The sequence below is a fragment of the Leifsonia sp. Soil_N53 genome (genome assembly GCF_057655165.1).
This window is the reverse complement of the sequence record NZ_JBDGMM010000045.1, coordinates 29560-55487: the sequence shown is the minus strand read 5'-3', so window position 1 is coordinate 55487 and position 25928 is coordinate 29560. Positions and strand designations below refer to the sequence as shown.

The window sequence follows — 25928 nt, the reverse complement described above, 5'->3', positions numbered from 1 at the left end:
AGACGCATGACGACGACAGCACCGGCGCCAGGAGCGACCACCGCGCCCGCTCCGAAGCCCACCCTCCTCACCGCCAACGGTGTGGAGCGCAAGGGCAACATCCTCGTGAACTACATCACGTCGACGGACCACAAGACGATCGGGTACATGTACCTGATCTCGTCGTTCATCTACTTCCTCATCGGCGGCGTGATGGCCCTCATCATCCGCGCCCAGCTCTTCGAGCCGGGTCTCGAGGTGGTGCAGACCAAGGAGCAGTACAACCAGCTCTTCACGATGCACGGCACGATCATGCTGCTGATGTTCGCGACGCCGCTGTTCGCCGGCTTCGCCAACGTGCTCATGCCGCTGCAGATCGGCGCCCCCGACGTGGCGTTCCCGCGTCTGAACGCGCTGGCGTACTGGTTCTACTCCTTCGGCTCGCTGATCGCGGTCGCCGGGTTCCTCACCCCGCAGGGTGCGGCCTCCTTCGGCTGGTTCGCGTACGCACCGTTGTCGAGTACGACGTTCTCACCAGGAATCGGCGGGAACCTCTGGGTCCTGGGCCTCGGTCTGTCGGGCTTCGGCACCATCCTCGGTGCGGTGAACTTCATCACGACCATCATCACGATGCGCGCGCCGGGCATGACCATGTTCCGCATGCCGATCTTCACCTGGAACACCCTCGTGACGTCGATCCTCGTCCTGATGGCCTTCCCGGTCCTGGCCGCCGCGCTGTTCGCCCTCGCGGCCGACCGCGTGTTCAACGCGCACATCTACGACGCCGCGAACGGCGGAGCCCTGCTCTGGCAGCACCTGTTCTGGTTCTTCGGCCACCCCGAGGTCTACATCATCGCGCTGCCGTTCTTCGGCATCGTGTCCGAGATCTTCCCGGTGTTCAGCCGCAAGCCGATCTTCGGGTACAAGACGCTGATCTACGCGACGATCGCGATCGCCGCGCTGTCCGTCACCGTGTGGGCGCACCACATGTACGTGACCGGCTCCGTGCTGCTGCCGTGGTTCTCCTTGATGACTATGCTCATCGCGGTGCCGACGGGCGTGAAGATCTTCAACTGGATCGGCACGATGTGGCGCGGCTCGCTGACGTTCGAATCGCCGATGCTGTGGTCGATCGGCTTCCTGATCACGTTCACGTTCGGTGGCCTCACCGGCGTCATCCTCGCGTCGCCGCCGCTGGACTTCCACGTCTCCGACACCTACTTCGTGGTCGCGCACTTCCACTACGTCGTGTTCGGAACCGTCGTCTTCGCGATGTTCGCCGGCTTCTACTTCTGGTGGCCGAAGTGGACGGGCAAGATGCTCAACGACCGGCTCGGCAAGTGGCACTTCTGGCTGCTGTTCATCGGCTTCCACACGACCTTCCTCATCCAGCACTGGCTGGGCGTGGTCGGCATGCCCCGCCGGTACGCGACCTACCTGCCCTCCGACGGCTTCACCTGGATGAACCAGGTCTCGTCGATCGGCGCGGGCATCCTCGCGATCTCGATGATCCCGTTCTTCGTGAACGTGTACCTCACGGCGCGCAACGCTCCGCGAGTGATGGTCAACGACCCGTGGGGCTACGGCCGCTCGCTCGAGTGGGCGACCTCCTGCCCGCCGCCGCGGCACAACTTCACGTCCATCCCGCGCATCCGCTCCGAGTCGCCGGCGTTCGACCTCAACCACCCCGAGGCTGGCATCCCGATCGGCGTCGGCGGCGGCAAGGACGCTCCGGACGCTCCCGTGCTCGACATCTCGAACAACAAGGTGAAGTGACCAATGAGAGCCAATTCCATCCTCTTCTGGATCCTGTCGGTCTTCTTCATCCTCTCGGCGATCGTCTACACGCTGTGGAGCCTGCTCGACCCGATGCACATGAAGGTCGAGTGGGTCGGCACGGTGGCGCTGACGCTGAGCGCCATCCTGGCCGCGTTCATCGCGTTCTACGTGGGCCGCTCGCACGCCGCCCAGGGCGGTGAGCTGCCGGAGGACCGCCTCGACGCCAACATCGACGACGGCGACCCCGAACTCGGTCACTTCTCCCCGTGGAGCTGGTGGCCGGTGTCGCTCGCGGTGGGCGCCGCGCTGGTCATGCTGGGCCTGGCGGTCGGCATCTGGATCTGCTTCATCGGCGTCGCGTTCAGCATCGTCTGCATCGTCGGCTGGGTCTACGAGTACTACCGCGGCTACTTCGCCCGCTGAACCTCGCGCACGTCACGAAGGCCGTCTCCCCTCGGGAGGCGGCCTTCGTCGTCGAGGCGGCGCATTCTCCGCCGCCTCGCGCGTTCCGGGCCCACTTTGCGCCCCCTCGACGTCCCCCATCTACCTGACAGAACACGCCGTCTGGAACCCATGGCAGGCGGCGCGTCCTGTCAGGTAATGCGTCCAGGGGACGCAACACGCCGCGTCGCGGCCGGCGCGGCGGCGTGTTGTGCCCCCTCGTTTGGGAGACGGCCGACGTCGCGCCGCAATCTACCTGACAGGTCACGCCGCTTGGAGGGTGCGTCGGACGGCGTGACCTGGCAGATAGTTCGTCCCCTTGAGCGCGAGGTGGGCTTCGCCCGCCGTCGAGGCGGCGCAGAATGCGCCGCCTCGCGCGATGGGGGCTAGTTTGTGCCGCCTCGCGGGTCAGCGGGGGGTGAAGGTGAGTAGGTCGACGGAGACGGTGGTGGCGTCGACGGGTGCGGGGGCGGCCGCGGCGTGGCGGGCGGACGGGCCCATGCCCGCCAGGGCGGCCCGGAGGGCGTCGTCGAGCGCGAGGTCGTACCGCACAGGTTCGCGCGTCAGCGGGGCGTACAGCGCGTCTGCAGCGGCGATGACGTCCTCGGCCTTGTCGGAGGGGATGTCGAGCATGGTGCCGGCCTCCCGGAGCGACGCGAGGTGGTCGGCGCGGGGAACGACGACCGCGAGCGTGCCACCCGGGCGCAGCACGCGGTGGAACTCGGGGAGGTTGCGGGGCGCGAACACGTCCAGGACCGCGTCCACGCTGTGCGAGCGGACCGGGAGCGGCCGCCAGGTGTCCGCCACCAGGCCGTCGACGTCGGGCGACGAGCGCACGGCGCGGGCGACGGCCGCGGGGGAGAGGTCCATCGCGAGGCCGACGGCGCCGGGGGAGGCGGCCAGCACGGCGCGCAGGTAGTGGCCGGTGCCGGCTCCCGCATCCAGGACGCGCCCGGCCGGGGCGAGCGCGTCCGGGGTGAGCCCGGCCGGGGCGAGCGCGGACGCCAAGGCCCGGGCGATCGGTTCGTAGGCGCCGCCCTCCAGCACCGTGTCGCGCGCGTCCAGCATCTCGGCGGTGTCGCCGACGAACTTGCTTCCGCCGCCGAGCAGCGACACGTAGCCCCGCTTATTGACGTCGTGACGGTGTCCGGCGGCGCAGCCCAGGGTGAGGCGGTCGACCGGTTCGAGGTCCCGCTCGCAGACCGGGCAGCGCAGCCACGACGCCAGGCGGCTCAGGTCGGTCACAGTGGTCTCCACGACGGTCGGTGGGCGGGGGATACGCGAAAGCGCCGGTGCAGAAGCTGCACCGGCGCCTTCACAGCGGGATCAGTGGTGGCCGTGGCCCGACTCGAGCTCCGCGCGGGTCGGCGGGACCAGCCGGTCCTCGAAGAACCAGCGGGACAGGCTCGCGCGCATACGCGTGCCGGCCGTGATCTTGCCGCGCCGGTTCGGGCGGATCATCAGCGGCTCGTAGGTCTCGAAGCTCACCAGACGCCAGCGCTCGTAGTCACTGAGCTGCTCGTGCACCTCGATGAACTCGCCACCGGGGAGCTTCACGATGCGACCGGTCTCGTAGCCGTGCAGGGCGATCGAGCGGTCCTTCTTCTGCAGCGCTAGACAGATGCGCTTGGTGAGGAAGTACGCGACCACCGGGCCGACGAAGAGCAGCGCCTGGAGGGTGTGGATGACGCCCTCCATCGTGAGCATGAAGTGCGTGGCGATGATGTCCGACGAGGCCGCAGCCCAGAACACCGCGTAGAAGGTCACGCCGGCGGCGCCGATGGCCGTGCGGGTGGCCGCGTTGCGAGGACGGTCCAGGATGTGGTGCTCGCGCTTGTCGCCGGTGATCCACGCCTCGATGAAGGGGTAGATCATCACGGTGACGATGAAGACACCGAGGATGACGACCGGGACGATGATGTTGAACGACCAGGTGCGGTTCAGCCAGACGAACTCCCAGCCCGGCGGGACGAGACGCAGCGCGCCGTCCGCGAAGCCGATGTACCAGTCCGGCTGCGTACCGGCGGACACCGGGGAGGGGTCGTACGGGCCGTAGTTCCAGATCGGGTTGATGGTGAAGAGCGACGCCATGAGCGCGACGACACCGAACACGATGAAGAAGAAACCGCCGGCCTTCGCCGCGTACACCGGGAGGACCGGGTAGCCGACGACGTTGCCCTGCGTGCGGCCGGGGGCCGCGTACTGCGTGTGCTTGTGGACGACCACGAACAGCAGGTGCAGCGCGATGAACGCGACGACCAGCGCGGGCAGCAGCAGGATGTGCAGCGTGTAGAGGCGTCCGACGATCGCGGTGCCGGGGAACTCGCCGCCGAAGAGCAGGAACGAGATCCAGGTGCCGACCACGGGGAGGCCCTTGATCAGGCCGTCGATGATCCGGAGGCCGTTGCCCGAGAGCAGGTCGTCCGGGAGCGAGTAGCCGGTGAAGCCCTCGGCCATCGCCAGGATGAACAGCGTGAAGCCGATCACCCAGTTGAGCTCGCGCGGCTTGCGGAACGCGCCGGTGAAGAAGATGCGGAGCATGTGCAGACCGATCGCGGCCACGAACAGCAGAGCCGCCCAGTGGTGGATCTGACGCACGAGCAGGCCGCCGCGCACCTCGAACGAGATGTTCAGCGTGGACTCCATCGCCGCGGACATGTGGATGCCCTTGAGCGGCACGTACGAGCCGTTGTAGACGACTTCCGCCATCGACGCCTGGAAGAAGAACGTCAGGAACGTCCCCGTGAGCAGGATGACGATGAAGCTGTAGAGGGCGACCTCACCGAGCAGGAAGGACCAGTGGTCGGGGAAGATCTTGCGACCGAACTCCTTGACCGCGCCCGAGATGCTGGTGCGGTCCTCGATGTAGTTGGCGGCCGCCGCTGTGAAGCCGCCGCTCTTGACCTGAGTGGGTGCCGCGGGTGCCGCGGCGGTCGAGGTGCTCAATGACGCTCCCAGAAACTCGGGCCGACGGGCTCGTGGAAGTCGCTGCGGGCGACCAGGTAACCGTCGGCGTCAACGGTGATCGGCAGCTGCGGCAGTGGCCGCTTCGCCGGTCCGAAGATGACCTGCGCCTCGTGCGTGATGTCGAACTGCGACTGGTGGCACGGGCACAGCAGGTGGTGGGTCTGCTGCTCGTAGAGGGCCACAGGGCACCCGACGTGCGTGCAGATCTTGGAGTAGGCGACGATGCCGTCGTAGTTCCAGTTCTCGCGGCCCTTGGACACGTGCAGGTCCTCGGGCTTGAGGCGCATGAGCAGGACGGCCGCCTTGGCCTTCTGCTCCAGCATGTCGGGGGCGTCGTTGAGGCCCTCGGGGATGACGTGGAAGGCGCTGCCGAGCGTCACGTCCGACGCCTTGATCGGCGTGCCGGACGGGTCGCGGGTGAGGCGGATGCCCTTGGCCCACATGGTCTGCGACAGCAGCTCGGCCGGGTCCTCGCCCTGCGGCGCGAGACCGCGGAACAGGATGATGCCGGGCAGCGGGAATGCGATCAGCGCACCGATCAGGCTGTTGCGGATGAGCACGCGGCGGTTGAAGCCGGACTCCTCGTCGGCCTGGCGGAAGATCTCCGCGGCGCGCTCGGTGGTCTGCTCGGAGCCGCGCACGGGGTGACGGAGGTCGACGCCCTCCTTCTCGTGCATGAGCGCCTTGCCCCAGTGCACAGCACCGATGCCGATCGCGAGGAGGGCGAGGGTGATGCCGAGGCCGATGAACAGATTATTCAGGCGGACCGAGCCCGGGTCGCTGTCGTTGATCGGGAACGCCAGGTAGGCGGCGACCGCCCAGACGGAGCCCGCGATCGACAGGTAGAACAGCGTGTAGACGGTGCGCTCGGCGCGCCGCTCCTTCTTGGGGTCGAGGTCGGTCACTCGCTGCCGGTGCGGCGGGAAGCCGGGGTTCTCCACGGCGTCGCGGATGATCACCGCCGTCCCGGGGTCACCGGTCCGGTGCACGTCGACGGCCGACGAACTGGCTGGCGTCAGCTCGTGACCGCCGTTCTCGTCCTGTGCCATTGTTCTCCTTCTTACGCTGTGCTTCTACAAGTACGACAGAACGGTCAGTTGGACTTCGCCGTGATCCACACGGTCAGCGCGACGATGGCGCCCAGACCGAAGATCCAGAGGAAGAGTCCCTCGGCCACCGGGCCCAGCGAGCCGAGCTCGAAGCCGCCCGGGGACGGGTTGTTCTGGATGTACTTGAGGTACGTGATGATGTCGGCCTTGCCCTGGGGCGAGATGTTCAGGTCGTTGAACACCGGCATGTTCTGCGGGCCGGTGATCATGGCCTCGTAGATGTGCTTCGCGCTCACACCCGTGAGCGGCGGGGCGAACTTGCCCTCCGTGAGCGCTCCACCCGCGCCGGCGACGTTGTGGCACATCGCGCAGTTGATGCGGAAGAGCTGGGCGCCGTTGGCGGCGTCGCCCTTGCCGGCGAGGTACTTCTGCTCCGGGATCGACGGGCCGGGCGCGAGCGAGGCGACGTAGGCGGCCAGGGCCGCGACCTCCTCGTCGGAGAACTGGACCGGCTTCTGCTCGGCCTGCGGGCCCTGCATCTGCATCGGCATGCGGCCGGTGCCGACCTGGAAGTCGACAGCCGCGGCGCCGACGCCGATGAGCGAGGGGGCGTTGACCGTGCCCTGCGCGTCCATGCCGTGGCAGGTGGCGCAGTTGGCCTGGAAGAGCTTCTCGCCCTGCTCGACGGACGACTTCGTCGCCGTCTGCACCTGCGGGGTGTCCGCGGAGGCGGTGGTGGTCGTGAAGGCGGCGTACGCTCCGCCGGTCAGGCCGAGGCCGATGGCGAGCAGGGCGACGGTGGCGAGCGGGTGGCGGCGGCCGGTCTTGCGCGCTGCCTTCGCGTTACGCGAGGAGGCCGCTGCGCGGGACTTCTGGGTGCCGGGGACGCGGGGACGCATGAGGTGAGGTCAGCTCCTGTTGATCTATCGGATGATGTAGATGACCGCGAACAGTCCGATCCACACGACATCGACGAAGTGCCAGTAGTACGACACGACGATGGCGCTCGTGGCCTCTTTGTGGCCGAAGGTCTTGACCGCGAAGGCGCGGCCGATGACGAGCAGGAAGGCGATGAGGCCGCCGGTGACGTGGAGGGCGTGGAAGCCGGTCGTCAGATAGAAGGCGGAGCCGTAGGCGTTGGCGTCGAGGGAGATGCCCTCGGAGACGAGCGTGGCGTACTCGAGCACCTGGCCGGAGACGAAGATCGCGCCGAGCAGGTACGAGAGGGCGAACCACTCGACCATGCCCCACTTCCAGAACTGGAGCACACCGCCCGCGCGGCGCGGCTGGAGGCGCTCCGCGGCGAACACACCGAACTGGCAGGTCACCGAGCTCAGCACAAGGACGATCGTGTTGGTGAGCGCGTATGGCACGTTGAGGTGCGCCGTCTCGGCGGCCCACAGATCGGGCGACGTCGACTTGAGCGTGAAGTAGATCGCGAACAGACCCGCGAAGAACATCACCTCGGAGCCGAGCCAGACGATGGTGCCGACGGCCACGACATTGGGCCGGTTGATCGCCGGCGCGCTCGTTGCAGGAGAAATGGAGGTGCTCGTCACAAATCCCATTATGGCTGAAAAGAAGCCGTGGTTTTCTCACCTGAAAGGCACGAATCCGCCTCGATTCTGGTGAAGGCCGGTTTCCACCTGGTACAAACCCCCGCCTCCCCGTGGCGTGTCGCCTCCCCATAGGATCGCTGTATGACGGAAATGCAGTCCTGGTCGTCCGTGCTCACCTCACTTCTGGCCCGCGAGGACCTCAGTGTGGCGGACGCGGCATGGGCGATGGACCAGGTGATGGCGGGCGAGGCCACAGAGGCCCAGCTCGCCGCATTCCTCATCGCGCTGCGCGCAAAGGGCGAGACCGTCGACGAGATCGTCGGCTTCCGCGACGCCATCCTCGACCACGCCGTCCCGCTGGACGTCGACCCGATGGCGCTCGACATCGTCGGCACCGGGGGCGACCGGTTCGGCACCGTGAACGTCTCGACCACCGCCTCCATCGTCGCCGCGGCCGCCGGGGTGCCCGTCATCAAGCACGGCAACCGGGCGGCCAGCTCGTCGTCCGGGTCGTCGGACGTGCTGGCGGCGCTCGGGATCGACCTCACGCTCCCGCCGGAGCGGGTCGCCGAGGTGCTGCGGAGCACGGGGATCACCTTCGCGTTCGCCAGCGCCTTCCACCCCGGTTTCGCCAACGCCGGCCCGGTGCGCTCGCAGCTCGGCGTGCCGACCGTGTTCAACTTCCTCGGGCCGCTGTGCAATCCGGCGCGCCCGGAGGCGTCGGCGGTGGGCGTGGCGACGCTCGACCGCATCCCGCTGATCGTCGGCGTGTTCCAGACCCGCGGCGCGACCGCGCTGGTCTTCCGCGGCGACGACGGCCTCGACGAGCTGTCGACCACCGGCCACAGCCACGTCTGGGAGGTCTCCAGGGGCCTCGTCACCGAGCACGACATCGACCCGCGCGATCTGGGCATCCCGCGCGCGAGGATCGAGGACCTGCTCGGAAAGGACGCCGCGTACAACGCGGCTGTCGTGCGTGCCGTGCTCGCGGGCCAGGAGGGCCCCGTGCGCGACATCGTCCTGCTCAACGCGGCGGCCGGGCTCGTGTCCTACGAGCTCGCGTCCGACCCGTCGAGGGTCCAGGTGTCCATCCTGGATCGGTTCCGTTCGCACATGGCGGTCGCCGCCCAGGCGATCGACTCCGGGGCTGCGGCCGCGAAGCTCGAGGAATGGGTCGAGGCGACGCACTGACAGCAAGTGGAAGGAAGGGTTTTCGATGAAGAAGCTCATCAACGACGTACCCGACGTCGTGACCGAGTCCCTCGCGGGGTTCGGACGGGCTCACGCGGACATCGTCACGGTGTCGCAGGACCCCCGCTTCGTCTCCCGGGCCGACGGCCCGGTGCGCGGCAAGGTCGGCCTGGTCAGCGGTGGGGGCAGCGGTCACGAGCCGTTGCACGCCGGATTCGTGGGGCAGGGCATGCTGGACGCCGCCGTCCCCGGTGAGGTCTTCACCTCGCCGACGCCGATGCCGATCGTGGAGGCCACCAAGGCCGCGGACGGCGGCGCCGGCGTGCTCCACATCGTCAAGAACTACACGGGCGACGTGCTGAACTTCGAGACGGCCGCCGACCTGGTGGGCGCGGAGGGCATCTCGGTGCGCGCCGTCGTCACCAACGACGACGTCGCCGTGCAGGACTCCCTCTACACGGCGGGCAGGCGCGGCGTCGCCGGCACCGTGCTGGTCGAGAAGATCGCCGGGGCGGCCGCCGAACGCGGCGACGACCTCGACGCCGTCACCGCGGTGGCGGAGAAGGTCAACGCCAACGTGCGCTCGATCGGCCTCGCCCTCACCGACGGCACCGTGCCGCACGCGGGCGAGCCCGGCTTCGTGCTCCCGGAGGACGAGATCGAGTTCGGCGTCGGCATCCACGGCGAGCCGGGCCGCGAGCGGATCAAGATCGAGCCGGCCGACCGTCTGGTGGACCGGATGATGGACGCCGTCCTCACCGACCTGCCGTTCTCCTCGGGTGACACCGTGCTGCTGTTCGTCAACGGGATGGGCGGCACTCCGCTCTCGGAGCTCTACATCCTGTTCCGGCGGGCGGCGGAGAACCTCGACGAGCGCGGCATCGTCCTCGGCCGGTCGCTGGTCGGCAACTACGTCACCTCGCTGGAGATGCAGGGCGCCTCCATCTCGGTGCTGAAGCTGGACGACGAGCTGACCGCTCTGTGGGACGCGCCGGTGCGCACGGCCGCGCTCCGCTGGGGTGTCTGAGCCGGGCGTGTGGGCCGGGGCGTACGCTCCACACACCGGATGACGGAAACGACACGAGGAAGGATGCGCTGATGGCGCTGGACACGAACTGGGTCTCGTCCTGGATCTCGGCGGCGGCGACGACCGTGACCGAGCACAAGGGGGAGCTGAACACGCTCGACCGGGAGATCGGCGACGGCGATCACGGCGAGAACATGGACCGCGGGCTCCGCGCGTCCGTGGACGCGCTCGCGAAGCTGCCCGCCGACGCGACGCCGTCCGCGGCGCTGCGCTCGGTCGCGATGACCCTGATCTCCACGGTCGGCGGCGCGTCCGGCCCGCTGTACGGCACGGCCTTCCTCAAGGCGGCCGAGCCCGTCGGCGATGCGGACGCGATCGACGGGGAGACCCTCGTCGCGCTGCTCACGGCGGCGCGCGACGGGATCGTGTCCCGCGGCAAGGCGGAGTCCGGCGACAAGACGATGATCGACGCCTGGACCCCCGCGGTGGAGGCGGCCTCGGCCGCGCTCGCCGCGGGGGACGCCCCCGGCGCCATCCTCGACGCCGCCGCGACGGCGGCCGAGCAGGGGTCGGACGCCACGATCCCGCTCGTCGCCCGCAAGGGTCGCGCCAGCTACCTGGGCGAGCGCTCCGCCGGCCACAGGGACCCCGGAGCGCAGTCGACCGCGCTGATCCTGCGGACCGCCGCCGAGGCGGCGGAATGACGGGGGACGCCGGGACCACCGATCGCGTGGGACTCGTCTTCGTCTCGCACAGCTCGCAGCTCGCCGCCGGCGCCGTCGCCCTCGCGGGGCAGATGGCGCCGTCGGTGACGCTGCTGGCGGCGGGCGGCACGGACGACGACGGGATCGGCACCAGCTTCGCGAAGGTGATGACCGCGGTGGGGGAGGCCGACACCGGCTCCGGCGTCGTGGTCGTCAGCGACCTCGGGTCCGCCCTGCTGACGGCCGAGACCGTGCTCGACCTGCTCCCGGAGGACGAGCGCGCCCGCGTGCGCGTGGTCGACGGCCCGTTCGTGGAGGGCGGCGTCGCCGCGGCGGTCGCCGCGGAGACCGGCGCCGACCTCGCGGGGGTGGCGGCCGCGGTGGAGGACGCGCGCTCGGCGTGGGGGGAGGCGGAGGCGCCTGCTGCGCCTGCGCCGGCCGCCGCGGCTGCGCCGGCCGTGCGCGACGCGTCCGGCTACACGCGCGAGGTGCTCGTGCGAAATCCGCAGGGCCTCCATGCCCGCCCCGCCGCCGAGTTCGTGAAGCTGGCCAACACCTTCCCGGTGAAGGTGACGGTCAACGGCAAGGATGCGAAGAGCCTGCTCGGCGTGATGTCGCTCGGCCTCACCGCGGGGGCGACGGCCTCGATCGCGTCCCCGGACGACGAGGGGGAGGCCGCAGTGGACGCCCTGGTGGACCTGGTGGAGAGCGGGTTCGGGGAGGTCTGACCTCCCGTCCCTCCCGTCACTGGCGACCCGGCTAGAGGTCGGCCGCCATCTCCAGCTCGAGGGTGCTGCGGTCGAGCGGGTACGGCTGCGTGTGGCCGGTGAAGGAGAAGCCGCGGCGCTCGTAGTATCGGATCGCCGCCGCGTTGTGCTCGTGCACCTCCAGCAGCAGCCGCCCGGAGCGGGCGCGCGCCCAGTCCGCGACCGCGTCCAGCAGGGCGTCGGCCACGCCGTGCTCGCGCCCGCGCGCCGACGGCGTCACGTACACGCCCACCAGGTGCGGATCCGAGCCCGACGCATGGAAGCCGCCCATCGTTCCCAGCCAGCGGCCGTCGGGCGCCACCGCGGCGAACAGCCGGCTGGTCGGCGAGGCGTTCGCCGCGCGCCGCCTCCAGTGCTCGTCGGGGTGCGTGCGGGCCGTCGCCAGCGTCTCGAGGAATGCGATGGGCGTGTCCTCGAGCATCTCCAGGCGGATCGCGCGGTATGCGACCCAGTCGTCCTCCGTGCTCGGGCGGACGACCCAGCCGTCGGTCACGTCAGTTCCGCTCGGTCAGCAGTGCTTCGGTCTCGGCGAGCAGGATGGCCGTGCAGAGACCGTCGAGGGCCGCGCGGAGCTCGGCGAGCGGCGGGAAGGTCGGGGCGATGCGGATGTTCGCGTCGCGCGGGTCCTCGCCGTACGGGAAGGTCGCCCCGGCCGGTGTGACCGCGATGCCGGCCTCCTTCGCCAGCTGCACCGCACGCTTGGCGCAGCCGTCGAGCACGTCCAGGCTCACGAAGTAGCCGCCCCGCGGCGCGTTCCAGGAGCCGGCGCCCCACGGCTCGAGCCGCGCGCGGAACGCCTCGTCGACCGCCGCGAACTTCGGCTCGAGGATGACGCGGTGCTTCTCCATGTGCGCCGCCAGACCGTCCGCGTCGCCCAGGAACTGCACATGGCGCAGCTGGTTGAGCTTGTCCGGGCCAATGCTCTGGGCGGCCGAGTTGTGCTGGAACCAGGCGATGTTCGCCTGCGACGCCCCGATGAACGCGACACCGGCGCCGGGATAGGTCACCTTGGAGGTGGACGCGAAGATCAGCGGGCGGTCGGGGTTGCCCGCCTCCGCGGCCAGCGCCAGGATGTCGATCGGCTCCGGGCGCTCGTCGCTCAGGTGGTGCACGACGTATGCGTTGTCCCAGAACAGCCGGAAGTCCGGGGCGGCGGTGAGCGAGACCAGCGCGCGGGCGACCTCCTCGCTGTAGACCGCCCCGGTGGGGTTGGAGTACACCGGGACGCACCACATGCCCTTGATGCTGTCGTCGGTCGCCAGCAGCGTCTCGATCGTCTCGATGTCGGGGCCGTCGTCGTTCATCGGCACCGCGATCATCCGGATGCCGAAGCGCTCGCAGATCGTGAAGTGCCGGTCGTAGCCGGGTACGGGCGCGAGGAAGCTGATCGGCTGGTGGCTCCACGGCAGGTCCCCGCCCGGGACGCCGTGCAGCAGCGCCTGCGCGACCGTGTCGTGCATGACGGTGAGGCTGGAGTTGCCGAGGGCGAGGAGCTGGGCGACCGGCACGCGCAGAGCGTCGGCGAAGATCGCGCGCAGCTCCGGGAGGCCGTTCGGACCGCCGTAGTTGCGCAGGTCCGTGCCCGCGGCGTCGCGGTAGGCCCCGTCGGGCAGGTGCAGGAGGTCGTTCGACAGGTCGAGCTGCTCGGCGGACGGCTTGCCGCGCGTGATGTCCAGCGCGAGGCCGGCCGCCTTGAGCTCGTCGTAGGCGCGCGCGAAGTCGGCGTGCGCGGCGCGGAGCGCTTCGGTGTCGAGGTCGGCGAGGGGTGCGGGAGCGGTGGTCACAATCCGATCGTAGCGGCGCGCTGGCGGGGCCGCCCGGCCGGGACGTGCGAACATCCACTCTGTGACGGACGAACTGAAGCGCGGACGCGGCCTCACCCGCGTGAAGCTGTACATCGCCCTGGCGGCGGGCGTCGTCGTGGCGGTCGTGGCCTCCTTCTTCGACGTCGTGCACCACGCGATCATCGCCGGCTGGGCGACCGCCTGCCTGGTGTACGTCGTCTGGGTGTGGTCCACCGTCTGGCGCATGGACGCGAAGGACACCAAGAGCCACGCGACCCTGGAGGATCCCGGCCGCAGGGTCGCGGACCTCGTCCTGCTCATCGCGGCGCTGGCCAGCGTGGTCGCCGTCGTGTGGGTGCTGGTCGACGCGCGGAGCCTGAAGGGCGGCGCGCAGCTCGGCGTGGCCCTGCTCGCCGTCGTGAGCGTCGCGCTGTCCTGGCTGCTCGTCCACACGCTCTACACGCTGCGCTACGCGCGGATCTACTACCGCAGGGACGGCGGCGTCGACTTCAACCAGGAGGAGCCGCCGCAGTACAGCGACTTCGCGTACCTCGCGCTGACGCTCGGGATGACGTTCCAGGTCTCCGACACGAACATCTCCAGCTCCTACCTGCGCCGGACGATCCTCGGCCACACACTGCTGTCGTACGTGTTCGGCACGGTCATCGTGGCGGCGACCGTGAACCTGGTGGCCGGGCTGACCTAGCGCAGGTAGCGCACGAAGCGGTACCGGATGCCGTTCGCGGCGGACAGCCACGGACCGGCTTCGCCGTGCCACTCGGGCCCGAGCTCCGGGGCGACGGTGTCGCCGGCCACCGCGAGGTCGAGCTCGGTGACCTCGACCCGGTCGGCGACGGGGAGGGCCTGGCTGTAGAGCTGCGCGCCGCCGATCACCCAGACGGTGTCGGCCGCGGGGTCGGGTTCGGTGCCGTCCGCGGTCTCGCGCAGGGCGTCGTCCAGCGAGTGCACGACGGTCGCGCCGGGCGCGTCGAACCGGGCGTTGCGCGTCACGACCACGTTCGCCCTCCCGGGGAGCGGGCGGAACCGCTCCGGGAGCGACTCCCAGGTGCGCCGGCCCATCACGACGGGGCCGCCGCCGGTGAGCTCGCGGAAGTGCTTCAGGTCCTCGGGGAGATGCCAGGGCATCACGCCGGCCGCGCCGATCACCCGGTCGTGGGCCTGCGCCCAGATCAGCGCGACGCTCATACGGCGACGGTCGCGCGGATCGCGGGGTGGTGCTGGTAGTTCTCGATGACGAAGTCCTCGTAGCGGTAGTCGAAGATGCTCTCCGGCTTTCGCGCGAACCGCAGGGTAGGCGCCGGATACGGGTCGCGGGTGAGCTGCTCGGTCACCTGCTCGACGTGGTTGTCGTAGATGTGGCAGTCGCCGCCGGTCCAGACGAATTCACCCGGCTCCAGGCCGACCTGCTGGGCGACCATCATCGTGAGGAGAGCGTAGCTGGCGATGTTGAACGGGACACCGAGGAACATGTCGGCGCTGCGCTGGTAGAGCTGGCAGGAGAGCCGGCCGTCTGCGACGTAGAACTGGAAGAACGCGTGGCAGGGCGCGAGCGCCATGTCCGGGATGTCGGCGACGTTCCAGGCCGAGACGATGATGCGCCGGGAGTCCGGGTCGCGGCGGAGGGTGTCGATGACCTGCTGGATCTGGTCGATGTGCGTCCCGTCGGGCGCCGGCCACGACCTCCACTGCACGCCGTAGACCGGGCCGAGCTCGCCGCGCTCGTCGGCCCACTCGTCCCAGATGGTGACGCCGTTGTCGCGCAGCCAGCCGACGTTGCTCTCGCCGCGCAGGAACCAGAGCAGCTCGTAGGCGATGGACTTGAAGTGCACCCGCTTGGTGGTGATCAGCGGGAACCCGTCGGCGAGGTCGAACCGGAGCTGGCGCCCGAACACGCTGCGCGTCCCGGTGCCGGTGCGGTCGGACTTGTGGCTGCCGTTCGCGAGGACGTCGCGCAGCAGGTCTTCGTACGGAGTCGGGATCGGCGTGCTCATCGAGACGATGGTACTTCGCCTGCGGCCGGTGAGGTGGGTGACCCGCGGATGCCCCCTGACCGCTCGGTCCATCCGGTCGTAGGCTTCGGTCATGGAGCGGGCCGATGACGTGGAGGGCGGCGGCGCCGCCGAGCCGGACGGTGCGGTCCGCCACAGCGACGACGAGCTCGCGGACGCCCTCCAGGCCGAGGTCGACCGGGCGACGGCGGCCATCCCGATCGTGGCCGAATCCCGCGCCGAGCGGCCCGCGGCGGAGAGGCCGGTGGCAGAGCGGCCGGTGGCGGAGTCGGTAGAACCGGCTGAGGATGCCGCGGCCGGTCTCAGCGATGCGGAGGTCACGGCGATCGTGGACGCGGACCTCCGGATCCACGACACCTTCGGCGCCATCCAGCATCTGCAGAACGCGCTCCGGGCGCGCGAGACCACCGCGGCCGTGCCCGTCGCGGCCGAGGACGGCGCGGAGGACGACGAGGACGACTGGGTCGGGCCGCCGACGCAGCTCATCAGCTTCGACGACCTCCCCGTCCCGCGGAGGGACCACGGACCGCAGCCGACGTACAGCGCGTGGGTGGGCGCGGCGGTCCCTCAACCGGTGGAGCGCGCGCCGGAGCCGCCGGCGGAGGTGTCGGCGTCGGATGTGTCGCCGCCCAAGTTCCCGACGCTGGCGGTCGAGACCCGCAGTGCCCAGCCCGCAACACCGGAGCCCGCGACGCCGCGCGTCGAGCCGCTCGGTCTCGTTCCGGAGGAGTACGCGCCGAGGGACTCCCAGCCCCTCCCGCTGCTTCCTGCCGCCCTCCCGGCCGCGCTCGCCGCGCCTCCCGCCCCGGTGCCCGCTCCCGCCCCCGCCTCCTCACTCGACCCCACCACCCCCACCCCCACCCCCGAGCGGATCGACGCCGCCGCGGACCACACCCCGGACAGCATCGCGGCCGCCCCACCTGCCCCTCCGACCCCGCCCGCGCCGCACCGGCTCCCCACCGCCGCCGCCGTGCTGGCCGACGCGAGTCCGGTCGCGCCCGCCGCGTTCGTCCCCGAGTCCGTCGATCTCGGGCCCACCCCGCTCGAGCAGCGTGCGGGGCAGGCGTCCCGGCTGTTCTGGCTCTGGTTCGCGGGGACCTCCTCGCTGATCAGCGTCGGAGTGGGAGCGACCCTGTTCCTGCTCGGGCTCAGCCTCCGCCAGCTCCTGGTCGCGACGCTGGTCGGGGTCGCGCTGTCGTTCCTCCCGCTCGGTCTCGGGACGCTGGCGGGCAAGTGGAGCGGGCAGCCGACGATGGTCGTGTCGCGCGCCACGTTCGGGCTGCGCGGCAACGCCCTGCCGACCGTGCTCGCGCTGCTCACGAAGCTGTTCTGGGGAGCGGTGCTGCTCTGGCTGGCCGGGTCGGCCGCCGGTTCGCTGGCGGTCTCCGAGGGCTGGTCGCGGGGCGCGGCGCTCCCGACGGCGATCGCGCTGTTCGTCACCATCGCGGCGGCGGGGGTGGTCGCGTTCTACGGCTACGGACTGGTCTCGCGCGTGCAGCTCGTCCTCACGATCGCGTCCGCCGTGCTGATCGCCACGACGATCGCGGCGACCTGGCGGCACGTCGACATGTCGCGCGCGCTCGCCGTGCCGGACGCGTTCTGGACGCACGTCGTGACCGGTGCGGTGCTGGTGTTCAGCTACGTAGGGCTGGCCTGGGCGATGAGCAGCGCGGAGGTCGCCCGCTACCAGCGCCGCCGTTCGTCCGGGGCAACGGGGATGCTGTGGGCGACGTTCGGGGCCGGCGTGCCGCCGTTCGTGCTCGTCTCCTACGGCGGGCTGCTCGCGGCCTCCGACCCGGAGCTGGCCGGCGAGCTGGCGAGGGACCCGGTGGGCGGCTTCGTGATGCTCGGCCTCCCGGCCTGGTATCCGGTGCCGCTGCTGCTGGCGGTCGGCCTCAGCCTGATCTCTGCGCTCGTGCTCACGATCTACTCGGCGGGCTTCACCCTCGACGCGCTCGGCGTGCGCCTCGGTCGGCGGTGGAGCACGCTGATCGCCGGCGCGGCGATCGGCGTCGCGGGGGTCGTGCTCGCGCTGACGGTGAGCGACCTGGACGTCGTCATCCGTGGCGTGCCCACCGCGCTGTCGGTGCCGGTCGCGGCGTGGGCGGGGCTCTTCGCCGGCGAGATGATGCTGCGCACCCGCCGCTTCCACCACGCCTCCCTGATCCGCAGGGGCGGGGTGTACCCGGACTGGCGCTGGATCAACCTCAGCATGCTCGTGGTCGCGAGCGTGATCGGACTGGGCTTCGTCAGCTCACCGCTGCCGTGGCTGGCCTGGGAGGGCTACCTGTTCCGGCTGCTCGGGGCGGACCCGCACGGTATCGGCGCCAGCAACGTCGGCGTGCTGCTGGCCCTCGGGATCGGTCTGGTCACGCCGATGGTGTCGGGGCTGCACGAGGTGCGCCGCCAGGAGCGCGCGGTCGCCTGACCTGTCCACACCACCAGGCGCCCGGCCCGTCCGGGTAGGCTCTACTCCGTGCCGCACACTCTCCGTTCCGTCTGCGAGGTCGCCGAATCGCTCTGGCCGATCGCCGGAGCGGAGGGCTGGGACGCGCCGGGGCTCGTCTCCGGCGACCCGGCCGCGAGCGTCGAGCGCATCGTGCTCGCCGTGGACGCCGTGGCCGCGACCGTGGAGGAGGCCGTCGGCCTGCACGCGGACCTCCTCATCGCGCACCACCCGCTCCTGCTGCGCGGAGTGACCTCCATCGCCGAGGACCGCTACAAGGGCTCGCTCCTGGCCACCCTGATCCGCAACGACTGCGCCCTGATCGCGGCACACACCAACGCCGACGTGGTCGCCGACGGCACGAGCGCCGTGCTCGCCGCCGCCCTCGGCCTCCGTGACACCGTGCCGATCGCCCCCGCCGCCGACGGCGTGACGGGCATCGGCCGGGTGGGTGCGCTCGCCGAGCCGACGACGCTCGGAGCGCTCGCCCGCGCGCTCGCCGACCTCCTGCCGCCCACGGCCGGGGGAGTCCGCGCGGCCGGCGACTACCACCAGCCCGTGTCGCGCGTCGCCGTGTGCGGCGGCGCAGGCGACTCGCTGCTCTCCAGTGACGCCGTGCGCGGCGCCGACGTCTACATCACGGCCGACCTCCGCCACCATCCGGCGTCGGAGGCACGCGAACAGGCCGTGCTCGGCGGCGGTCCCGCCCTGCTCGACGTCTCGCACTGGGCGAGCGAGTGGCTGTGGCTCGACACCGCGGCCGAGAGCCTGCGGCGTGCGCTGCCCGGCGTGGAGGTCGTGGTGAGCGAGCTGCGCACCGACCCCTGGGATTTCGCGATCCTGCAATGACCCACCGCACGACGACAGCAGAGAGCAGAGCACTGTGAAAGCCAGCCCCTCCGACCAGAACGAGCTCCTCCGGCTGCAGGCCGCCGACACCCGGCTCAGCCAGCTCGACCACACCATCCGCAACCTCCCGCAGACCGCCGAGCTCGCAGCGCTGCAGCCCGACGTGGACGCGCTGCGCGGCCGCTGGATCGGTGCGACGGGCGAGGTGGAGGACGCCCGCGCCGAGCTGAAGCGCGTCGAGTCCGACGTGGAGTTGGTGGAGGCGCGCAAGCGCCGCGACAGCGAGCGCCTGCAGCACACCTCGTCGGTGAAGGACGTGCAGGCGCTGGAGGCCGAGCTCACGTCCCTCGCCAAGCGCCAGGGCGACCTGGAGGAGATCGAGCTCACGGTGATGGAACGGCTGGAGGAGCTCGAGGCGACGCTGGCCTCGATCGAGGCCGAGCGCGGCGAGCTGGACGTCCGGGTGGAGGCCCTGACGGCCTCCCGCGAGGCCGAGGCCGGGACGGTCGGCACCCAGCGTGACGCCCTCGTCCGCGACCGCGCCACCATCGCGGAGGCGCTCCCCGCCGACCTCGTCGCCCTGTACGAGCGGCAGCGGTCGCGGTACGGCGTGGGCGCAGCCCTGCTGCTGCGCGGGGTGTCGATGGGCTCGAACGTGAAGCTCACCGAGTCCGACCTGGCGGAGATCCGCCGGGCGGCCGCGGACGACGTCGTGCTCTGCCCGGACAGCGGGGCGATCCTGATCCGCAACGAGGAGTCGGGGCTCTAGGCCGAGCGCTCGTGCGTGTGCGCTAGTGTGGGGGCCGGAACGGGTCGGCCAGACGGTCGCGTCGGTCCGCGCGAGCGGGCCGCCGAGGAACGTCCGGGCTCCGCAGAGCAGGGTGGTGGGCAACACCCACCCGGGGCAACCCGCGAGAAAGTGCAACAGAGAGCAGACCGCCTCGCACGCGAGTGCGCGGTAAGGGTGAAACGGTGGTGTAAGAGACCACCAGCGGCCGGGGTGACCCGGCCGGCTGGGTAAACCTCGCCTGGAGCAAGGTCAGACAGGGGACCATGAGGCTGCTCGCCTCGTCCCCGGGTAGACCGCTAGAGGGCGGCGGCGACGTCGTCCCGAGAGAGATGGCCGTCCGCGACGCGCAAGCGTCGTGACAGAACCCGGCGTATCGGCCGGCCCGTTCCCTACCTGCCGATCACGTCCCGTCCGCATCCGGATGCGCATCCGGGTCGGTGTCGGGCACGAACCGGTAGCCCATGCCCGCTTCGGTCAGCAGGTAGCGCGGCGACGACGGCACGGGCTCCAGCTTCTTGCGGAGCTGCGCCAGGTACAGCCGCAGGTAGCCGGTGTCATTGGTGTACTGCGGCCCCCACACCTGCGTGAGCAGCGCCTGGCGCGTGACCAGGCGGCGCGGGTTGCGCACCAGCACCTCCAGGATCGCCCACTCGGTCGGAGTCAGCCGCACCGGCGAATCGCCGTCGGCGCCGCGCTTCAGCACCTGGTGGGCCGCCAGGTCGACCGTGATGTCGCCGAACCGCGTCGCCGGCTCGTCGGCCGGCCCGGACTGTCGCCGGGTCAGCGCCCGGATGCGCGCGAGCAGCTCGTCGGCCGCGAACGGCTTGGTGACGTAGTCGTCGGCGCCCGCGTCGAGCGCGTCCACCTTGTCGGCCGAGCCGGTGCGGCCGGAGACGACGAGGATGGGCACGCTCGACCAGCCGCGCAGCCCCTCGATCACCTCGATGCCGTTCAGCTCGGGCATCCCGAGGTCGAGCATGACCAGGTCGGGATGGTGCTCCACCGCCTCCGACAGGGCCTCGACGCCGGTGCGCGCGGTGAGCACGTCGTAGCCGCGGGCGGTCAGGAGGATGCGCAGCGCGCGCAGGATCTGCTGGTCGTCGTCGGCGATCAGGATCCTCATGGGGTCTCCTCCGGGTGGGCTGTGGGCGTGCGGGCAGTGGATGTATGGGCTGTGTGCGTACTGGAAGGGGTGGCCGCAGGCAGCGACACCACCATGGTGAGCCCGCCGCCCGGGGTGTCCTCGGCCTCGAGCGTCCCGCCCATCCCCTCGGCGAAGCCCTTGGAGAGCGCCAGGCCCAGGCCGATCCCGCTGTCGTTGTCCGTGTCGCCCAGCCGCTGGAACGGCAGGAAGACGGCCTCGCGGCGCTCGCCGGGGATGCCGGGCCCGTGGTCGACGACCCGCAGCTGCACCGTCCCACCGAACTCGCTGGCCGCGATGACGGGAGGCCGGCCCTCCGGCGAGAAGCGCAGGGCGTTGCCGAGCAGGTTGACGAGCACGCGCTGCAGCAGCACTCCGTCGGCGAGCACGTCGGGGACGGACTCCGCCAGGTCGAGCTCCACCTGCGCCGGACCGACCCCCAGCTCCTCCAGCGCGGCCGGGATGATGTCCTCCAGCCCGGTCGGCGCGAGCGAGACGCCCAGGACCCCGGCCTGCACCCGGCTGACGTCCAGGAGGTTGGTCACGAGCGTGGCGAGGCCGTCCAGGCTGTCCTCGGCGGTCTCCAGCAGGGCCTCCCTGTCGGCCTCGCTGAGCGCGATGTCGCGCTGGCGCAGCGTGGTCACGGCGGCGGTCGCGGCCGCCAGCGGCCGGCGGAGGTCGTGGCCGACGGCCGCGAGCAGGGCGCTGCGCACCCGGTCGGTCTCGGCGAGCGGCCCGAGCTCGCTCGCGGTGGCGGCGAGCTCTCGGTGCTCCAGCGCCGCGTCGAGCTGCGCGACGATCGCCGCGAGCAGGCGCCGGTCGGCGGCCTCCAGGTCGCGCCCGGACAGCTCCAGCGTGCCGCGGCCGCCGACCGGGATGCGCTGGGTGTGCTCGGAGTCGGCGGGCTCGCCGTCGGTGGTGACGACCTCCTCGCCGTCGAGCAGCCGCACGCCGGCGAGCCCGAACGCCTCGCGCGTGCGGGTGACGAGGGCCTGCAGGGCGTCCTCGCCGCGGATGACGCCGCCGGCGACCGTGGCGAGCAGCTCCGCCTCCGCCCCGGCCCGCTGGGCGGCGCGCGTGCGGCGTGCGGCCTGGTCCACGACCAGGCTCACCAGCGCCGCGATGATGAGGAACAGCACCAGGGCGAGCAGGTGCAGCGGCTCCGCGATGGTGATGGTGTAGAGCGGCTCGACGAAGAAGAAGTCCAGGGTGAGCCCGGAGAGCAGGGCCGCGAACAGCGCCGGCCAGATCCCGCCGATCAGCGCGACGATCACCACCAGGAGCTGATAGCTGAGCACGTCGGCGGTCATCGACTCGTCCGAGCGCATCGTCACGAGCAGCAGCGTCAGCAGTGGGCCGCCGATCACCGCCAGCAGGAATCCGTACACCCGGCGCCGCACGGTCAGGCCGCCGCGCGGGCGCGGCAGTGCGAACCGGCCGCCCGCGCGGGAGTGCGAGACGATGTGCACGTCGATGTCGCCGGACTCCCGGATGACCGTCGCGCCGATCCCGGGCCCGGTCAGGAGCGCCGCGAGCCGGCTGCGCCGCGAGACGCCGATGACCAGCTGCGTGGCGTTCTCGCCGCGCGCGAACTCGACCAGCGCCCGCGGGATGTCGGTGCCGACCACCTGGTGGTAGCTGCCGCCGAGCTGCTCGACCAGTGCGCGCTGCGCCGCGAGGGCGCCCGGCGTCGCCTCGCGCAGCCCGTCCTGGCTGGTGACGTGCACCGCGAGCAGCTCGCCGCCGGCCGAGCGGGCGGCGATGCGGGCGCCCCGGCGCAGCAGGGTCTCGCCCTCCGGCCCGCCGGTGAGCGCGACGACCACGCGCTCGCGGGCCTCCCACGTGCCGGCGATGCCGTGCTCGGCGCGGTACCGCAGCAGCGCGCTGTCGACCTCGTCGGCCAGCCAGAGCAGGGCGAGCTCGCGCAGGGCCGTCAGGTTGCCGAGCCGGAAGTAGTTGGAGAGGGCGGCGTCCACCCGCGCCGCCGGGTACACGACGCCCTCGGCGAGCCGGTCGCGCAGCGCCTGCGGGGCGAGGTCGACGACCTCGATCTGGTCGGCGCGGCGCAGCACGGCGTCCGGGATGGTCTCGCGCTGCTGCACGCCGGTGATCTGCTCGACCACGTCGTTCAGCGACTCGATGTGCTGGATGTTGACCGTCGACATCACGTCGATGCCGGCCGCGAGCATCGCCTCCACATCCTCCCAGCGCTTGGCGTTCGCCAAGCCGGGCGCGTTGGTGTGGGCGAGCTCGTCGACGAGGGCGAGCTGCGGCGCGCGTGCGAGGACCGCGCCGAGATCGAGCTCGGCGAGCTCGACGCCGCGATGCTCGACCGGCCGCCGCGGCACGACCTCGAGACCGTCGAGCATGGCGGCGGTGGCGGCGCGGCCGTGGGTCTCCACGACCGCGACCACCACGTCCTTGCCCAGGGCCTTGAGCCGCTTGCCCTCCTCGAGCATCGCGTACGTCTTGCCGACGCCGGGCGCCGCGCCGAGCATCACCCGGAGGTGGCCACGGGCCATTCGCTCTCGATCCCTCTCTCGGCGTCGGCCTACGCGTCGGGCGAGACGCCGACCTCGGCCGCCCGGCCGCGTGCGCCGGCGTCGCGGCGCTCGTTGCGCACCGCGAGAGCGGCCGCGCCAAGGATGCCCGCGTTGTTGCGGTGGGTGGCCGGGACGATCATCGTGTTGAGCTCCAGCATCGGGAGGAACTCCGCGTAGTTCTTGGACACGCCTCCGCCGACGATGAACAGGTCGGGGGTGAACAGGAACTCGAGCGTCGAGTAGTACTTCTGCAGCCGCTTGGCCCACCTCTCCCAGGAGAGGTCTTCGCGCTCCTTGGCCGAGTAGGCCGCCCGCGACTCGGCGTCGTGGCCGTCGATCTCCAGGTGGCCGAGCTCGGCGTTCGGGATCAGCACGCCGTCGTAGATGAGTGCGGAGCCGATGCCGGTGCCGAGGGTGGTCATGATGACCAGGCCGTCCGTGCCCTTCGCCGCGCCGAACCGCGTCTCGGCGTAGCCGGCGGCGTCGGCGTCGTTGACGAAGTGGATGTCGCGGCCGAGCGCCTTCTCGAACAGCTCCTCGGCGTGCAGCCCGATCCACTTCTTGGAGACGTTCGCCGCCGAGAGGGTGACGCCGTGGCTGACGATCGCCGGGAAGCACACGCCGACCGGCGCGTCCGGCTCCTCGGCGGCCAGCTTCTCGACGATCTCCTTGGTGGTCTCGACGATGTCGTCCGGCTTGCCGCCCTCCGGCGTGGGGAGCTTGACGCGGTCGCTGACCAGCTCACCGCTGTCGAGATCGACCAGCGCCCCCTTGATCCCGGTTCCGCCGACGTCGATGCCGATTGCGTGGTTCTGCGCGCTCATGCCCACGAATCTACCCCGGTGGGACATGCGACGGCAGGAGGCCGGAAGCCGAGCCGGGTGTTCGTCAGGGCAGCGTCAGGACCTCCGCCCCGCGCTCAGTGACCACGAGGGTGTGCTCGAACTGGGCCGTGATGCTGCGGTCGCGCGTGACGACGGTCCAGTCGTCCGCCCACATGTCCCAGTCCTGCGAGCCCAGGGTCAGCATCGGCTCGATCGTGAAGACCATCCCGACCTCCATCACGTCGTCGAACGCGGGGGCGGCGTCGTAGTGCGGGATGATCAGGCCGGAGTGGAACGTTGCCCCGACACCGTGGCCGGTGAAGTCGCGCACCACGCCGTAGCCGAACCGCCTGGCGTAGGACTCGATGGCGCGGCCGATCACGTTGACCTCGCGGCCGGGGGCGACGGCCTTGATGCCGCGGTTCAGCGCCTCCCTGGTCCGCTCGACCAGAAGGGTGACCTCCTGCGACGCGGTGCCGACGATGAAGGTCTGGTTGCTGTCGCCGTGGAAGCCGTTCTTGAATGCGGTGATGTCGATGTTGACGATGTCGCCGTCCGCCAGCACCGTGTCGTCGGGGATGCCGTGGCAGACGACCTCGTTGACCGAGCTGCAGATCGACTTGGGGTAGCCGCGATAGCCGAGCGTCGACGGGTAGGCGTCGTGCTCGATCAGGAACTCGTGGCCGATCGCGTCGAGCTCCTCGGTCGTGATGCCCGGACGCACTGCCTGACCCACCCGCTCGATGGCGCGCGCGGCGATCCGGCCGGACTCCCGGATCAGCTCGATCTCCGCCGGGGAGTACACGTCGCCGCGGTCGGACCGGGCCGGGCCGGCCTTGCCGACGTACTCCGGGCGCGGGATGCGCGGCGGGACCGGACGCAGGGCGGTGACACGGCCGGGGACCAGGTGACCGGCGGAATCCTTGGGCATAGGATCAAGCTTATGACCGGCGAGAACGACTACGGGATCCAGCAGGATGCCGAGCACAAGTACTGGTACAACATGAAGACCGGCCAGGTCGAGCAGGGTTTCCTCTCGCCCGCCCCGAACCGCGTCGGCCCGTTCGACACCCGCGTGGAGGCCGAGCACGCGCTCGAGAAGCTCCGCGAGAACAGTGCGAAGTGGGCCGAGGAGGACGCCGAAGAGGGCAAGTGACCACTGCGGGCTGGCCCCCTCTAGGAGCAGTGTCGCTCTAGAAGCTGTGCTCGGGGCCGGGGAACACCCCGCCCTGCACCTCTGACTTGTAGGTGCGCGCAGCGTTCGAGAGCGCGCCCTTGAGGTCCGCGTACTGCTTCACGAAGCGGGGGATGCGCCCGGTCGTGAACCCCGCCCAGTCCGTCCAGACCAGGAGCTGCCCGTCCACGTGCGGCCCGGCGCCGACGCCGATCGTCGGGATGCGCAGCTCGTGGGTGACCCGCTCGGCGACGTCGGCCGGCACCATCTCCATCACCACCGCGAACGCCCCGGCCTCCTGGACCGCGTGCGCGTCCGCGAGGACCTGCTCCGCACCCTCGCCGCGACCCTGCACGATGTGCCCGCCGAGGCCGTGCTCGCTCTGCGGCGTGAAGCCGATGTGCGCCATCACCGGGATGCCGGCGTCCACGATGCGGCGGATCTGCTTGGCGCTGCGCTGGCCGCCCTCGAGCTTGACCGCGTGCGCGCCGGTCTCCTTCATGAAGCGCACCGCGGTGTGCAGCGCCTCCTGCGGGCCGGTCTCGTACGAGCCGAACGGCATGTCGGCCACCACGAACGCGCGCTTGACCGCCTTCGCAACTGCCCGGGTCAGCGGGATCAGGTCGTCCACGGTGACCGGGAGGGTGGTGTCGTAGCCGAGCACGTTGTTGCCGGCCGAGTCGCCGACCAGCAGGAAGTCGATGCCCGCCTCGTCGAAGATCTGGGCGGTCAGCATGTCGTAGCTGGTCAGCCCGGTGAACGGCTCGCCCGCCTCCTTGGCCGCCTGGAAGTGGCGGGTCCGCACCCGCTTCAGTCCCTCCATCGACGAGGTCGCGGGGTGGACGGAGGGCACAGGGGACTGCTCGCTCATGCGCCTCAGTCTA

At 71.0% G+C, this 25928-nt stretch carries 25 protein-coding genes and 1 other RNA gene; 12 read left to right on the top strand and 14 right to left on the bottom strand.

What is annotated here, in order from left to right:
• Positions 1 to 6: 6 nt before the first annotated feature.
• A complete protein-coding gene (gene ctaD, locus AC3A3H_RS05600) occupies positions 7 to 1755 on the top strand; it encodes an aa3-type cytochrome oxidase subunit I (protein WP_487613560.1) in 1749 nt (582 codons plus the stop codon).
• Between the two features lie 3 nt (positions 1756 to 1758).
• Positions 1759 to 2181: a cytochrome c oxidase subunit 4 gene (locus AC3A3H_RS05595; protein ID WP_487613559.1), complete on the top strand. Its 423-nt coding sequence runs from the start codon at positions 1759 to 1761 to the stop codon at positions 2179 to 2181.
• A 426-nt stretch (positions 2182 to 2607) separates the two neighbouring features.
• Here the strand turns inward: AC3A3H_RS05595 and AC3A3H_RS05590 are convergent, their stop codons facing one another.
• The 5 genes from AC3A3H_RS05590 to ctaE all read right to left on the bottom strand — a co-directional run bounded on the left by AC3A3H_RS05590 (position 2608) and on the right by ctaE (position 7783).
• Positions 2608 to 3444: a methyltransferase domain-containing protein gene (locus AC3A3H_RS05590; RefSeq protein ID WP_487613558.1), complete on the bottom strand. Its 837-nt coding sequence runs from the start codon at positions 3442 to 3444 to the stop codon at positions 2608 to 2610.
• Between the two features lie 81 nt (positions 3445 to 3525).
• Complete coding sequence (gene qcrB / locus AC3A3H_RS05585) at positions 3526 to 5145, bottom strand: cytochrome bc1 complex cytochrome b subunit (protein WP_487613557.1); 1620 nt, start codon at positions 5143 to 5145, stop codon at positions 3526 to 3528.
• Positions 5142 to 6215: a cytochrome bc1 complex Rieske iron-sulfur subunit gene (qcrA, locus tag AC3A3H_RS05580; protein ID WP_487613556.1), complete on the bottom strand. Its 1074-nt coding sequence runs from the start codon at positions 6213 to 6215 to the stop codon at positions 5142 to 5144. The genes qcrB and qcrA overlap by 4 nt, the downstream gene beginning before the upstream one ends.
• Before the next feature lie 44 nt (positions 6216 to 6259).
• Positions 6260 to 7114 (bottom strand): cytochrome bc1 complex diheme cytochrome c subunit, encoded by an 855-nt coding sequence (qcrC, locus tag AC3A3H_RS05575; protein WP_487613555.1) that lies wholly within the window; start codon positions 7112 to 7114, stop codon positions 6260 to 6262.
• A gap of 24 nt (positions 7115 to 7138) precedes the next feature.
• The gene (ctaE, locus tag AC3A3H_RS05570) at positions 7139 to 7783 is read right to left on the bottom strand and encodes an aa3-type cytochrome oxidase subunit III (RefSeq protein ID WP_487613554.1); all 645 of its coding nucleotides are present in this window, start codon (positions 7781 to 7783) and stop codon (positions 7139 to 7141) included.
• A gap of 132 nt (positions 7784 to 7915) precedes the next feature.
• Between ctaE and trpD the strand changes: the two genes are divergently transcribed.
• The 4 genes from trpD to dhaM all read left to right on the top strand — a co-directional run bounded on the left by trpD (position 7916) and on the right by dhaM (position 11424).
• Positions 7916 to 8965, top strand: a complete 1050-nt coding sequence (gene trpD, locus AC3A3H_RS05565; protein WP_487613553.1) for an anthranilate phosphoribosyltransferase — start codon at positions 7916 to 7918, stop codon at positions 8963 to 8965.
• A 25-nt stretch (positions 8966 to 8990) separates the two neighbouring features.
• Positions 8991 to 9992: a dihydroxyacetone kinase subunit DhaK gene (gene dhaK, locus AC3A3H_RS05560; RefSeq protein WP_487613552.1), complete on the top strand. Its 1002-nt coding sequence runs from the start codon at positions 8991 to 8993 to the stop codon at positions 9990 to 9992.
• Between the two features lie 71 nt (positions 9993 to 10063).
• On the top strand, positions 10064 to 10696 hold the full coding sequence (gene dhaL / locus AC3A3H_RS05555; protein WP_487613551.1) for a dihydroxyacetone kinase subunit DhaL: 633 nt from the start codon (positions 10064 to 10066) through the stop codon (positions 10694 to 10696).
• A complete protein-coding gene (dhaM, locus tag AC3A3H_RS05550) occupies positions 10693 to 11424 on the top strand; it encodes a dihydroxyacetone kinase phosphoryl donor subunit DhaM (RefSeq protein ID WP_487613550.1) in 732 nt (243 codons plus the stop codon). Before dhaL ends, dhaM begins: the two co-directional genes overlap by 4 nt.
• 31 nt (positions 11425 to 11455) lie before the next feature.
• On the opposite strand, the gene AC3A3H_RS05545 is transcribed toward dhaM, so the two are convergent.
• Together AC3A3H_RS05545 and AC3A3H_RS05540 are read right to left on the bottom strand one after the other, a co-directional pair.
• Positions 11456 to 11956 (bottom strand): GNAT family N-acetyltransferase, encoded by a 501-nt coding sequence (locus AC3A3H_RS05545; protein ID WP_487613549.1) that lies wholly within the window; start codon positions 11954 to 11956, stop codon positions 11456 to 11458.
• 1 nt (position 11957) lies between these two features.
• Positions 11958 to 13247 carry an aspartate aminotransferase type Ic gene (locus tag AC3A3H_RS05540; protein ID WP_487613548.1) on the bottom strand — a complete coding sequence of 430 codons (1290 nt, stop codon included), beginning with the start codon at positions 13245 to 13247 and terminating at the stop codon, positions 11958 to 11960.
• A gap of 61 nt (positions 13248 to 13308) precedes the next feature.
• On the opposite strand from AC3A3H_RS05540, the gene AC3A3H_RS05535 reads away from it, so the two are divergent.
• Positions 13309 to 13953, top strand: coding sequence for a DUF1345 domain-containing protein (locus AC3A3H_RS05535; protein ID WP_487613547.1), 645 nt, complete (start codon positions 13309 to 13311; stop codon positions 13951 to 13953).
• Here the strand turns inward: AC3A3H_RS05535 and AC3A3H_RS05530 are convergent.
• Together AC3A3H_RS05530 and AC3A3H_RS05525 are read right to left on the bottom strand one after the other, a co-directional pair.
• Positions 13950 to 14453, bottom strand: coding sequence for a dihydrofolate reductase (locus AC3A3H_RS05530; RefSeq protein ID WP_487613546.1), 504 nt, complete (start codon positions 14451 to 14453; stop codon positions 13950 to 13952). The two genes, AC3A3H_RS05535 and AC3A3H_RS05530, sit on opposite strands and share 4 nt — an antisense overlap.
• Positions 14450 to 15259: a thymidylate synthase gene (locus AC3A3H_RS05525; RefSeq protein ID WP_487613545.1), complete on the bottom strand. Its 810-nt coding sequence runs from the start codon at positions 15257 to 15259 to the stop codon at positions 14450 to 14452. The genes AC3A3H_RS05530 and AC3A3H_RS05525 overlap by 4 nt, the downstream gene beginning before the upstream one ends.
• 91 nt (positions 15260 to 15350) lie before the next feature.
• Here AC3A3H_RS05525 and AC3A3H_RS05520 point away from each other — a divergent pair, with 91 nt between their 5' ends.
• The 4 genes from AC3A3H_RS05520 (at position 15351) to rnpB (ending at position 19751) form a co-directional block, all read left to right on the top strand.
• Positions 15351 to 17705, top strand: a complete 2355-nt coding sequence (locus tag AC3A3H_RS05520; RefSeq protein WP_487613544.1) for a cytosine permease — start codon at positions 15351 to 15353, stop codon at positions 17703 to 17705.
• Positions 17706 to 17753: 48 nt separating this feature from the next.
• Positions 17754 to 18572 carry a Nif3-like dinuclear metal center hexameric protein gene (locus tag AC3A3H_RS05515; RefSeq protein ID WP_487613543.1) on the top strand — a complete coding sequence of 273 codons (819 nt, stop codon included), beginning with the start codon at positions 17754 to 17756 and terminating at the stop codon, positions 18570 to 18572.
• Between the two features lie 34 nt (positions 18573 to 18606).
• Positions 18607 to 19341 carry a zinc ribbon domain-containing protein gene (locus AC3A3H_RS05510; protein WP_487613542.1) on the top strand — a complete coding sequence of 245 codons (735 nt, stop codon included), beginning with the start codon at positions 18607 to 18609 and terminating at the stop codon, positions 19339 to 19341.
• Between the two features lie 40 nt (positions 19342 to 19381).
• Positions 19382 to 19751: RNase P RNA component class A (rnpB, locus tag AC3A3H_RS05505), an RNA gene on the top strand.
• A gap of 11 nt (positions 19752 to 19762) precedes the next feature.
• Here rnpB and AC3A3H_RS05500 read toward each other — a convergent pair.
• The 4 genes from AC3A3H_RS05500 to map all read right to left on the bottom strand — a co-directional run bounded on the left by AC3A3H_RS05500 (position 19763) and on the right by map (position 24801).
• On the bottom strand, positions 19763 to 20485 hold the full coding sequence (locus tag AC3A3H_RS05500) for a response regulator (protein ID WP_487613541.1): 723 nt from the start codon (positions 20483 to 20485) through the stop codon (positions 19763 to 19765).
• The gene (locus AC3A3H_RS05495; protein ID WP_487613540.1) at positions 20482 to 23025 is read right to left on the bottom strand and encodes a DUF4118 domain-containing protein; all 2544 of its coding nucleotides are present in this window, start codon (positions 23023 to 23025) and stop codon (positions 20482 to 20484) included. Before AC3A3H_RS05495 ends, AC3A3H_RS05500 begins: the two co-directional genes overlap by 4 nt.
• 29 nt (positions 23026 to 23054) lie before the next feature.
• Entirely contained in the window at positions 23055 to 23870 is an 816-nt protein-coding gene (gene ppgK, locus AC3A3H_RS05490) for a polyphosphate--glucose phosphotransferase (protein ID WP_487613539.1), read from the bottom strand.
• Between the two features lie 64 nt (positions 23871 to 23934).
• Complete coding sequence (gene map, locus AC3A3H_RS05485) at positions 23935 to 24801, bottom strand: type I methionyl aminopeptidase (RefSeq protein ID WP_487613538.1); 867 nt, start codon at positions 24799 to 24801, stop codon at positions 23935 to 23937.
• Between the two features lie 12 nt (positions 24802 to 24813).
• Between map and AC3A3H_RS05480 the strand changes: the two genes are divergently transcribed.
• Positions 24814 to 25026: an SPOR domain-containing protein gene (locus AC3A3H_RS05480; RefSeq protein WP_487613537.1), complete on the top strand. Its 213-nt coding sequence runs from the start codon at positions 24814 to 24816 to the stop codon at positions 25024 to 25026.
• Between the two features lie 37 nt (positions 25027 to 25063).
• On the opposite strand, the gene panB is transcribed toward AC3A3H_RS05480, so the two are convergent.
• Positions 25064 to 25915 (bottom strand): 3-methyl-2-oxobutanoate hydroxymethyltransferase, encoded by an 852-nt coding sequence (panB, locus tag AC3A3H_RS05475; protein ID WP_487613536.1) that lies wholly within the window; start codon positions 25913 to 25915, stop codon positions 25064 to 25066.
• Positions 25916 to 25928 lie beyond the last annotated feature (13 nt).